The 12,584-nt window shown below is 52.1% G+C and carries 6 protein-coding genes; all 6 read left to right on the top strand.

Translation table 11 applies throughout. The features are described from left to right. Window positions 1–227: 227 nt before the first annotated feature. The gene (locus AC09SL_RS02985; protein ID WP_058545052.1) at window positions 228–5,633 is read left to right on the top strand and encodes an ATP-binding protein; all 5,406 of its coding nucleotides are present in this window, start codon (window positions 228–230) and stop codon (window positions 5,631–5,633) included. 202 nt (window positions 5,634–5,835) lie between these two features. Then, on the top strand, window positions 5,836–6,954 hold the full coding sequence (locus AC09SL_RS02990) for an HNH endonuclease (RefSeq protein ID WP_058545053.1): 1,119 nt from the start codon (window positions 5,836–5,838) through the stop codon (window positions 6,952–6,954). Between the two features lie 227 nt (window positions 6,955–7,181). Then, window positions 7,182–8,252 carry a hypothetical protein gene (locus tag AC09SL_RS02995; protein ID WP_155742049.1) on the top strand — a complete coding sequence of 357 codons (1,071 nt, stop codon included), beginning with the start codon at window positions 7,182–7,184 and terminating at the stop codon, window positions 8,250–8,252. After that, window positions 8,249–8,785, top strand: a complete 537-nt coding sequence (locus tag AC09SL_RS03000) for a hypothetical protein (protein ID WP_058545055.1) — start codon at window positions 8,249–8,251, stop codon at window positions 8,783–8,785. Before AC09SL_RS02995 ends, AC09SL_RS03000 begins: the two co-directional genes overlap by 4 nt. After that, window positions 8,782–9,219 (top strand): hypothetical protein, encoded by a 438-nt coding sequence (locus AC09SL_RS03005; RefSeq protein ID WP_155742050.1) that lies wholly within the window; start codon window positions 8,782–8,784, stop codon window positions 9,217–9,219. Before AC09SL_RS03000 ends, AC09SL_RS03005 begins: the two co-directional genes overlap by 4 nt. A gap of 4 nt (window positions 9,220–9,223) precedes the next feature. Beyond that, window positions 9,224–12,556 carry a DEAD/DEAH box helicase gene (locus AC09SL_RS03010; protein WP_058545057.1) on the top strand — a complete coding sequence of 1,111 codons (3,333 nt, stop codon included), beginning with the start codon at window positions 9,224–9,226 and terminating at the stop codon, window positions 12,554–12,556. Window positions 12,557–12,584: the final 28 nt, after the last annotated feature.

Here is a 12,584-nt window from a genome sequence, read left to right on the forward strand (position 1 = left end):
ATTCAAGATGTTCGGAATAGGCCAACTGACGCCGCCAGATTCCGATTGCTGAATCTCATATGCTGCCCTTTGCGTACAGGTCCAAACATCACGTTAATTGAGGATTCTGTACTGGCTGAAATAAAGACCTAAAAATCTGCTAGGGCTACTAAACTGGCGAACGACTGGTACAGACGCTGGGCCCAACAAACCTGTGAGCGGTGCCATAACAAGGAGGTATACGTTGAATGTCGGGAAGTATTGAAATGCCGTTAGTAGACCAAGAACTCGGCCCTGCGGAATCAATCGCGAAGCTGATGAATCAACGTATCTCGAATTACCTCGCTGCTCGCAACGATCCCAGCCTCTATCAGAGCGTACGGAATATGTCGCAGTTCGTCTCCGATGACTACGGCAACCGTTTTCTCGTAGAACTTATCCAGAATGCTCATGATGCTCACGATCCAACGCGTACAGATGGTGAAATTACCGTAGTTCTAGACATTACCGAGGGCCATGGTTGTCTGTATGTTGCTAATCGTGGTGCTGGTTTTACTGGTAAAAACTTGCAAGCTATCACCAACATTGCGCTGAGTAGCAAACCCGTCAATGCCGGTATCGGAAATAAGGGACTGGGATTTCGAAGTGTGCTTCAGGTGTGCAGTTGGCCCGAAATCTATTCGGTTCGTGGCGAAGGGGGAGGAGCCACCTTCGACGGATTGTGCTTCCGGTTTGCGACCATTGATGATCTGCGTGCACACAAGGACGTGCACTCGGCCGATGCCTCTCAAGAGATGGCCAGCAACCTACCTTGTTGGCATATACCAGTACTCACTGAGCCCGATGACAAGGTCACACGATTTGCCGAGGCAGGCTTTGCCACCGTTGTCCGCTTACCTTTGAAATCGCTAGAAGCGCTGCAATCCGTAAGGGCGCAAATTGACGTACTGATGAGCTTGTCCACACCGCTTCAGTTATTTTTGGATCGGGTTGGACGTATTTCTATCGATTCTGGAATGAACGAGCCTTTCGTGCTGGAACGGTCGGTAGAGGAGACCTGGCCTGTAATACCCAAGGGCTTGAAGGTGGACTCGCCAATCACTGTGGCCAAGCTCTGCCTCGGCAATGCGAGGTTTGTCGCGGCTCATTGGGACATCGATGACCAGCTGTTCAGGCAGGCGTTGCACGCAAGCCTTGAGAGGGAAGAGATACCGGAAAGTTGGAGGGATTGGGACGGTATCGCGAGGATCAGCATCGCGGTCCCGCTAGGTGCCCCCTTGGAGATGGGAAGGCTGTATTGCTTCCTACCGCTTGGTGCGGAAGGCAAAGCACCGTTCTGCGGCTACATCAATGCCAACTTCTACACGAAGATGGACCGAAGAACTGTCGACGTATCGATTGGCCTCAACGAATTCTTTATGCGCACGGCCGCCTGGTTAAGCTGCCAACTGATCGACTTTATGGTCAAGAGTGGGTGGGCGCAGGCGCCGAGTGCGGTCGTCAGCCTTCTATGTTGGGACGAGGCGTATCAACCCGCGTTGAAGCTCGGCATGGGCGACGACGGCCAAGGCATCTTGAATCGGGAGTTTCTCCCTGTACGTGGAAATGATGAAACGATTTCTTGGGCATCGCCCAAGGAAACGTATTCATGGATAGCTCCCGGCAATGCCTGTTTATCCACTAAGGCAATTTGCGAGATTGGGGGCGGAAAGGTATTAGTCGATTCGCTCACGCTGTCGCAGAGAGCAGCATTGGATCGATTGTATATACGACTTAGACAGTCTGACTTTAAACCTCCCGCCAAAGTGATCTCGGGCTGGATTGAGGCAATCGCCGTAAAAATGCATGAGCAGATCGCCGCCCCGGAGCGGTGGGCTGATTTTTATGATGAAGTGTCTACCGTGATGGCGGACCATGCTTCGTATCTTTCCGGCAAAAAGTTTCTGCTGAGCGTCAGTGGCGACTTAATCAGCAGTGAGTTACCTGCGAACACTAACTCCGGCCGCAGCCGGCGGGCGGCGGATGTCTATTTCGCGCCAGTACTGTCTGTCGACGCAGACGTCGACGATGAAGCTAGCAAGCGAGCTTTACCTTTGGATCAACTTCCCGCAACGCTGCGTAAGGGATTCGCCTTGTTGAGCCGAGATATACCCTGGTTGAAGGACGATGGCGGCCATCGACCTAGCCGTTCCTTCCTCATTGCCGGTAAGCTGGCCCGCGAGTACGACACCCGAGACGTACTTCGCACCCTTGCCGGAGTGACTCGCTCATCCGTTCCTGACCGTACACGAGAACAGGCCCTCGAATGGGCCTTTAGATTATGGAGCAGTGGTCGGTCGCTTTCCGACAAGGAGACGCGCTCGGCTGATTTCTTTGTACCGACCGCCAACGACTGGGTTGATGCAAAGACAGCTATGTTTGGCGCCGGTTGGGAGGTTCCGAATGGCAGCAAGTTGCAAGCGTTGCTACGGATCACTGCCGATGACTCTGACGATATGAAGGTTTCTTTGGCTCGCTTGGTGCCGGAATTCGTTGCGTGGCCAATTCGTTATGGAACCCAATCCGAATGGGTTCGCTTTCTCAATGCCAGTGGCGTGGTTGATTGCCTGCGCCCCATTGGCGGTGAAAGCATCACCGCCAATCCTATTGGCTTTCCCGCACTTTTGCCATTAATCGTCACACGCGATTTGCCAGGAATCACCGAAACGTTGCGCTCCCACTGGAAAGCGCAAATTACGCAAGACTGTTCCCAAATGTATTTTACACGCAACTACCGGGCAGAAATGCGGCCTTGGCGTATTCCCGGTCAGGGTGAATGCGAGTCCTTTCCGCCAGATGTCAGGAGAGACTTTGCAGTACAGGTTGCGCTGGCTATGCGATCGTTTAGTGACGAACACCGTACATTCCGCGCCGTACGGACGGAGATCGGCAATGGAGAGGTACACCGGCTATCAACTCCCCTAATCGCCTTTCTAACCGGTGCTCAGTGGTTACCGGTGATTCACCCGGGAGGTAAGTTACGGTTCGTTAAACCCTCAGATGCATGGTATTTCAACAGCGAAGAGGAGCGCCCCCCGCGCTTCGTAGAGTTCGTGGCCCACCAAGTGGCGGTAGCGATTGACTCCCAATCGCTCGAATGGCTTCAACGCGAAGCGAAGTTTGGATTGTTCAATAATGAGTTGCATGCTGGGCGTGCGTTGCTCGCACTCATCGAATCAGCTTCTGGGGGAATCTCCGATATTCGGGACGTGCGGCGGTTTCAGGAGTGGTTTAGACGCCTATGGATCCACGCACGTAAGAAAGGTACACCTGAGGCTGGCACTTCTGTGCCAGTACGTATAGGTAATGAAATTCGAGTGCTCACCAGGACGATCGAAGAAGATATCGAGCCATACTTCGATGATGAGCGTGATGGGGTAAAGAAGCAGTTGTTGGAGGAGGTCGGAGAACCTATTTTCGACTTCGTGCCGGGAGACACCGCAGCTGTGTGGGGTTGGGTGAACAACCGTGTTCCGCAAAGGTTTCGACTCATCTCTGACGAGCCAGCTGAGGTCTACGTCGACGGCATCACATTTGATGACCGTACGCCAAGTCGTCTTCTGAGCGATGTCATAGGGTCATGGTTTGTCGAGTTCCTTGTGTGTGTTGCAGAACACAAAAGCAGTGTATTCATGCAGTCAACCCAAAGAACACTTGGGCTAATTCGACGTGCGGCATTGTCGTTGGAGGTGGTTAGCGGGCAAAAAATTCAAATCGCCCACGGCAACAAATGGGTACCCATGCCTTTGTCACTGCGTGGTTCACTTGTTCTCAATCGTGCGGCTGGTCCCGTACTGATAATCCAAGCAGAGCAGGAACCTTTGACACTAGAGCATGTTGCAGGAGCATCAGCCCAGTTGGCTGTTGCTCTGGGGGCGCGAGATTTGGCAAATGGTCTTGATGCTGCTTTGTTGCGCCTTGCTTCCACAATGCGGAATGGGGGCGAAGAAACTCCCGATGATACGATTTTGGCATCTGCTCTGGGGGTGGAACCGGAAGCAATCCGGCAAACACGGCTTCTCGTAAGTGGTGATTTGATTGGAATGCTCCATCTCGCGATACCGCTTTCAGCCTGTAAAGCGTCACCGCAAACCACGGCACGCCTCCAAGAGCTTTCGACACAGAGCGAACCTCAGGATGAAGATCTGCGTGCGGTATTTGAAGCGTTGGCATTCGAGGTTGGCATACCGCTTGCGAACCTTGAGGCTCGGATGATTCATCTGGCCGATTTGTCCGACCTCAAGGTGGAGTTCTTACTTCCGATCGCCCAACTCAATGAGGCCATTGCTGTTCTTGGCGACCAATACGAGCTCGCCAGCAATGAGCATATGCATCGAGAGGCCTGGATGCGCCATTTGCGCCTACAGCAGACAAACATAATCGAACGCTTGCGAGAGCGTAGCTTTGGTTTATTCGACAAGAAGCTGAGGTTGGATGCATACATTGCCGCTAGGGAAGGGGTACTTGCTATCGCTCCACAGCCAACTTGGTTCACAACGTATGACGAATTACCCGCAGCAGTGATGGATACCCAAATCGATAGCTGGATTGATGGAGCGATGCCTGCTAGCGCTTCGGATTCGTCAATGGACCTAACTCTGACTGAATGTCGAGCGTCCAACGGCGCAAAACTTCGTAATTTTTTGACTCATTACGCACCGATACTGTCGGCCTGGGTTCGCGCTGGCGGAATCACTGGAACCCTCTTGGTACGCCAGACATGGAGTACCCCAGAAGCGGCGCGTGATACCTGCACCGCCCATGCGCGTGATTGTGGCTGGCTGGACTTCCGTTTATTGGATGATGGTGAAATCGTGCAGTGGTTGTCCCAAGCTGGTATCTGGCCTGTTGGAAAAGCCGCAAGCAAGGATTTGACGTATTGGGGGTTATCCGCGGAGAGCATGGTTAGCAATGAGGAGCGGGCAAAGAATATTCGGTTGGAACAGCAACGTCGGCGCATGCAGGTAGAGTTTGACGGTGTATCCATGTCCGCGATCACGGCGGGGTACATCGACATCGCCGCTGCAGTTGTTGCGGCGGCAGCCCAAGCACCCGCGTTAAATCATGTTTCATCGAAAGAGGCTACGCTACAAACGATAGACTTTTATAAGACAAGCGGGACTTCCGGCGGTGGTGGGAATGGAAGTATGCCCAAGCTTTCCGAGACGAGCATGTCTGATGAGCAGAAGCTCGCGGTAGGTTTAATGGGAGAGCTATGGGCCCGCGAATGGCTTCGCCGCCGACACAAGCTAGAGTCAGTTGACGAAAGCATATGGGTATCCCGCTATCGCGATGCAGTATTAAACACGAGCGGCGGTTCGGACAGTTTGGGCTATGACTTCATTGTCGCGACCAAGAGCCGTACTTACTACTACGAGGTTAAGGCGAGTTCTGGAAATCCATTGAGATTCGAGCTGGGTCCTACCGAAATCTTTGCGGCACAACGCTATCGTGGCGATAGCGAGCATAAGTACCGAATCCTATATCTCGCCAATGTTGGAGACCCCGCTCGGATGACTCCTACACTCCTTGCCAATCCTTTCTCGAGTAAAGGTGCTGGAACGTTTCGGGCGGTTGGGAAGGGAAGCGTCGTGTACGAGTTCAATCCAAAATGAAACACGCTCGCGGAAACGGTCTGCTAGGACTTAAGGACGACGACACAGCAGTCAGGGATGCGTGAGATTACGTAGACATTTTCGTCCTTAATGCTGAAGTTCGTGAGGTGTGTTCCCGGTACGCCTGAGGATGTGCTGCAAAACGCCTTAAGATAAACCTAAACGATCCATTGATACCAATTGAACAAGGACGAGCAAGAAGATGGCGCTGTTCATTCAGAAACCTATCTTTTGGAACACAAACCAGTACCTTGCGCCCTCCGGGGTCCTTGGAACAAGTGGCTTCCCTGCAGCAAACGGATACGGCCATGAGGAGTGGAATAACTCTTCAAAAATGGTCCTTTCGCGTGGAAAGAATCGTTTTCGAGTGTTTCATACAGAGGGGGTGGGCGCGGCACCAATTGACCAAAACGCGGGGCAGACATTCGTGTTTTTGACTACGTCGCATGACAGCATTCAACAGCTAGTGGGCATCGCAGGGAATGCAGTCGGTCTGTTCGATGACCACCATCTTGCTCAGCGCGAAGAAATTGTTCGCGAGTTATCGCTGGGCGACTTTTGGGAGGACGCCTGGAATGTTGAAAATGTCCGAAAGCGGTTCGCTGGTAACCAAAAGAAATTCCTGAAGGCTTGGGAGAAGGACCTGCACTGGATTCCAAACTGGATCTGCCCAGAGGATTATTTCTGGTGGTTTGAAAAGCCAATTACTCTGGACCCAAGGATAATCACGGGAAAGGAGAGATTGCTTGGAATGTACAGTACCTACACCGATCTGGATCTTCCGACGGTAGGACGAATTCTGGACGCCATACCTGCAGCCCAGCGACATGAAAAATGGGATCGCCTGATTGACGCTATTCAATGTGCTCCTTCCGAGCCATTGCCTGCCGAGGACATCACCGAGGGAAGTGAGCCCATCACAGAGGTGCTTACTCGAGTTAATGCCCGACGCGGACAGGGTAAGTTTCGTGAGGACCTGATGCAGATTTGGGGCGGCGCTTGCTCGGTAACGGGGTTGGCATGCAGGGAAATTCTTCGTGCTTCACATGTGAAGCCTTGGATCGACTCTACTGCTAAACAACGCCTTGACCGCCACAACGGCCTTCTATTGTCTGCGAATTTAGACGCTTTGTTTGATAAAGGGCTAATTACATTCGATAGCTTGGGCCAAATGCACATTTCGAAACGTCTTGATGGAAAACACAGGGAGGCTTTAGGACTGCCTATACCGCTTCGTTTTGTCCCGAAGGAGCTTGTGCCTTACCTTAAATATCATGAGAAAGAAGTCTTTCAAGATAGCAGAAGCGGGATCACCTACTGATCAACGCGGTTCTTCGTGGCGGGCTGAACGCGGAGATGGCTTCTCGACTTCGCCCGATCCAGCGAGGTGCCTCCCTCGACTCGATCGTATTCGAGAACTGTAGTGATCTGCAGCTAATCTGGCTGATAGCGCAAATTTGATCGCTGTTGGGGCTGCAAAGAACGCCAACCGGCGTTACCATGATGTCAAAATGTCATTGTTCTCATGAGCATAGTCAGGTACGACGGTTGACGATCCATAGCCAATACACGTGCGCCATTGAAGGCAGTCTACGTGTGCATGTCCCAGTTCGGCTTTATGAGCTAACACTCAAGCACCGCCTACTTGACCAGTTGGGTGGTTTTTCGCATTTGATTTTAGAAGCGCTCGATGTGATGCCTGACAGGGGTATCGAGTGGGTTTTAGAACGGACAGCCCTCAATCCCCAGCAACTGCATCCTATTATTCGCCGACTTGAAGGGCTTGGGTTGGTGGAGAATTTCAATCTGACCGCTCGCGCCAAGCCTCTTCTCAAGGCTAAGCGGTTGCTGCATGCGCAAACAAAATACCTCTGGCTCGACGGAGACTACAGACGCCACTCGTTTTGCGGAGTACACACGCTGCAGACGTCAGAGCTTAATGACGAAACTGAGTTTGTGATTCGGCCATGGCATCGTGGGGAAGGTAAGCCACGTTTATGGCCGAGTAGTGACTGGGGGGAGGATTGTGAACGGCAGAAAAACCGAATCTGGGATGTTCCAGAGCAGTATCTGCCAGTGGCTTTCGAGAGTTTCAACGAATGTTTTCGAGACCAGAAATTTGTCAGGTCAGATTGGGCTCTGTCCGTATGGGTTGCAGCGGAAATATCACACGACGTCCGTGCTATTGAAGTAAAGCTCAAAACTGACTCTTTGCGTCATGCGAGACCCAACGATTTCACGTTTGCTAGCCCAGTCCTTTGCCTTTCGACTCGATTCAATATGCCCGAAGGCGCGCCCGGACATCTGAGCAGTTTGCTCCCCGCTAACCATTGCAGGTTCACCACGTTTGTTGAACACGATGATGAGTCAGTAGGAGAGCTTGAGCTTACTGATGATCCTAAAGCTTCCTGGGTGTGGCCAGTCGTCGAGCGAGCGACCAAAGATCAAGTCATTGAGCATCTCTTCCAAGAGTTGGCGCTGGCTGAGGAAAACGTCTCATCGGTTTTCAATCGTCACCATGCCCTAGAGGAACGTTGGCAGCATCTAGGCTTCAACTGGGCAATGATTCAAGAAAGCCTGGACTTAGATGGCGTGTATCCAATTGAGGATGATCAATGAAGGTCGTTGATGTGTTCGCCAATATGGCTGAGCAAATGGTGGATGACGCCCAGGTTCGCCGTTACGGAACCATTTTGCTCACGCAAGGCGCAAGAGGACTGGGGAAGCTGAATCCCACTGCCGTGTGGGTTGACGCTGCAATCGCCGTCCTCGAAGCGACAGCCAGCTACCTGCGTTTCTGCGCGGCTCGTGAGGTCACAGCACAGCTGAGGGAATTCAACAAAACACTCGAGGCAACGCTCGCACAAGACCTGCGTATTGGGGAAAAACAACTCCAACAGCTGCAGCGCGAACGTTCTGGGCGTAAGGAACAAATTGCTCAGGTGTTGAAGCATTCCAATCAACAAAAATTGTTGACCCTCAAGAAAGTTCGCCAGCAACTCGATACCTTGAAACGAGTGCATGTGCTGCTTCAAAAGGAACGACAGGACCTAGGTAATTTCCAGCAGTTGATCGGCCTACAGGTATGCCTTGATCAGTGCATTGACGCGACGTTGGCACTACTGCTCACCCCAATCGGAGAGAACGCATGAAAGCACCTCGCAAACCTACGCCCCCCAAGCCCACTCCGGGCAAATCCGCTCCTAAAAAAGGTGGAGGTGGATTCAATGTGAATCAAGCGATGCAGATGGCCAACACATCGATTGATGCATTCAAGTCGTTTGTTGATTACAAGAAAGAAGAAGAAGTCACCAAACGGACCGTGATTGAAGGGCAGAGACAAATTCTACTTGGGGAGCAGCAGCTGAAAGAAGCCGAGCTCGAAGATGATCAACACAAGCGCGATCATTGGGCAAGAATGCAAGAGCTTTCAAACCAGAGCCGAGAGGCCGATCAGCAGTACGACGTAGCAATGACCACGCTCGAGACTAAGGCTGATAGAGAGGACCGGGTACTCAAGCAGCTCGAGTCTGGAAAAATCACGGCAGAGAACGCTGCCATGTTGCTAGGTGGCGGACAGGAATAAGTTTATGGCAGCTCCACTCGTTGTCGGTATTGGCGTTGCGATTTTTGCGGTTGCTAAAGTCTTCAGTTGGCTAGCTAACAGCATGACTGAGGAAGAAGAGCGAAAACATGCGCAGGAGCACGCCCGTACGGACGAGATTCGACGCCGGGCAGCTGCCGCTCAGGCACGTCAAGAGCAAAGGGCGTGGGAAGAATACCGGGAGATGGTTCTTGAGCACGTTCAACTTTTACGTAGAGTTATCCGGGAAAACCGCGAGGCGATAGTTGGAATTCCAGAGGAGCTGAATAAGCTCGAGCAGATGGTTGCCCGGGAAATTTCTGATAAGACCTCCAGCCCCTACCGTAAGTCAGCACTTCGTCGAGAGTACGCACGTGTCGAAGATGCTGTAGTACGCATGAAAGAGTACGAGCGCTATCTGACATTCGCTGAGAATGAAGTCGACACCTTGCTTGTGGGTGAACATTACGCGCTGCTGCTAGCGCTTGACCCGGCAGACAAGCTTCTTCCTCTGGAATGGCTTTACCCAGGAAAGCTCGTATTGGTGGCGATGGAAGAAATTAGCAGGCCACTCCCACGCTTCGGGCATCGAATCTCGTTCGGTACTGACGACGTGTCTCAAAAGGCGTTAGCACTGCCGTTCAACGATGAGATACCCATACTGATCAAGTCTGCAACCAAGTGGGACAATGGATCCTTCTATGGCTGTGTCGCCCGAGGCGCGCTCTACTATAACCACATCATTACCGGTGAACCCGTACCCTTCATTGTTGAACGAAAGCAGAAGCAATCGATGATTGGGACGTTGTTTGATGGACTGATGCGCGCCACGCTTCCTGTCAGCCAGCTTAAGCATCCTGGCGTACGACTGCTCTCTGGCCAAAAGATCTTGGTGCATCCGACGCAGTACGATCTGTGTTTGCTACGTAATCCATTTGAGCAAGGACGCACCAATATAGAGGTCAGCGAGTTTAACTATCGCGCTCGTGGAGTTCAGTCCTATCAGCAGCTTTATTTGACCGTAGATGAGAAGTATCTAGAGGGTGTGACCGACCAACAGTTTTTCGAAGAGGACGAGCCTTGGACACTGCTCGGCTACTCTGGTGCGACGGGAGTGATTTCTCTGGGCAAAGCCTCAGTGAGGGTGGAGTGCGCGCCGACGACCAGTTTTAGCTTGCTCGAAGTCCATCAGGTTGCTCAGGCGGGGACTCTGCAGATTGGTCTCGATACCCCATTTCGGTTCACGCTTCTTAATCAGAAGCTGGCGGCGATGTCGCAGGTTGGATGGCGAAGCGGTGTAGAAGAGTTCCTTCGCTTCTGCTCTCAAACTGCAATGGATATGAAAGACTCACCTGAGCGCTTGGCTCACAGTCGTTTCTATCAGCGCTGGGAGCAGGTCATCGCGTATCAACGCAGCCAGGAAGAAGTTTCTGTACTGGATTTTTCAGCAAGCATGCTCCTTGTTCAAGAAGACGATGTGCTTGTACTCCAACGAGACAGTCTCCCGCCGTCAGATCACGAGGCTTTCGAAGGCCTAGTCGAGAAGCTTCGCGAGGTGCTGTCAGATAAAAACTTCCTTAATCCTGACCACTGTGTCCGACTCTTGCTATGGGATGCGGACCGTTGTGAGTTTGTGCCTGTTGTCTCCCGCGATCGCCGCCGGCGTCCTTTGTACATTTGCACTAAGAGCAGTATTAGCATCGAGAGCGCTTTCTCGTTGCCAGAAGAGCCAAATGCAATGCTGCGTTTGGTTGTCACTGTACCCAGTGCTGCACTCAAGCGTCAGGCGCAAGCGTTAGAAGACTTTTTCAACGATCAACTGGTTAACCCGGCGCTCAAGAGCATCCTGCTTGCGCCAGAGCACTATCTCGCCGAACCGGTAGAGCGGAGTAGGGACATAACGTGGTCCGGGCCTCTGGATGAGAGTCAGAAACGAGTGGTGGAGTTAGCGCTGAGTGAGCGAAATGTCGCGTTAATTCAGGGACCACCTGGCGCTGGTAAGACAACGGCTATTGTTGAGATTTTGTATCAGCTTTACCGTCAGCGCTCTGATCTCCGAATTCTAGTGGTGTCGCAACAAAACTCTGCGGTGGACAACGCCCTGGAGAAGTTTCTAGCCGAGCATGCCGATGGCTTCGACCACGCGATTCGCACTATTCGGATAGGTAATCCTGAGAAGATGAGTAGCGTCATCAAACCGCTAGGGTTCGACAGCCAATTCAGTGAATACCTTACAGATCTCGAAGATCTCGCAATCGCCGGCGCCGTCAGCCTACCGGATAATGAAGCCGCGTTGTGCCACATGTGGCTTTCCTCGATCAAGCAAGCCTCACAGTCGCGCGCCAGCCAGGACGAATTTTTTATTACGCTCTTGGCCGACCGCAACCTGGTCGGTGCCACCTGTGTAGGCTTGGCTACGAACAAGGGAGGTATAGATCAACTCCAGTTCGACGTAGCAATCATTGATGAGGCTGGCAGGGCCACCATCCCGGAAATCCTCATTCCAATCTTGCGATCAAACAAGGTGATTCTTGTAGGCGATCACTACCAGCTTCCACCAAGCATCGCTCCGTTGCTCCGAGAGGATGAAGCCGCAGAAGAACTTGGGTTCCTACGTGAAAATTTCTTGGATACCAGCTTTTTTGAATTGATGTTTGAGCGCCTTCCGCCACAGTGCCGCGAGACTTTGAGTTTGCAGTATCGAATGGCGCCGGCGATCGGGGATTTGGTGGCAGAACTCTTCTACATGCGTGAAGGTAAACGTGTGCTTCACAATGGCCGAGATGACGCGTATTTCGAGGAGCGATACGTGCTCGAAAAATCGATTTACTGGGTCGACGTGAAAGGGCGTCAATCTCAGCCGAAAGGTTCGCAAAGCAAGGAAAATCGGGAAGAGGCTAAGGAGATAACTCATTTTTTGGCTAATCTTGCAGAGCGTACAACGAAGCCTATTTCGGTGGCTGTCATTACGCCGTATGGAGCGCAGAAAGAATGTGTGCGTGCGAGCTTGCGCAAGATTGGATGGGTGGAAGGGAAGCTTGGTCAATTATCGATAGCTGTTGATACAGTGGATGCGTTTCAGGGAAGTGAGGCGGACATCGTTTGTTATTCCAGCGTACGTACTCAGGGGAATCTTAACTTTATCCTTGACCGTAAACGGTTAAATGTTGCGTGCTCAAGAGCGAAGCTTCATCTTCTATTTTTTGGGCACCGAGATTTTCTTAGAAGCTGGAGCACGAAAAAGGGCTCGGAAGAGAACATGTTTTCCAGGTTGATGCAGTATGCGTGGAATGTGCCTGTTGTTTATGCGGGCGGGTTAAGAAAGTTGTGCGCACAGTGATAATATGCGGATTATTAAGGTGCAAAGC

The sequence above is a fragment of the Pseudomonas sp. PF05 genome, from assembly GCF_056521845.1.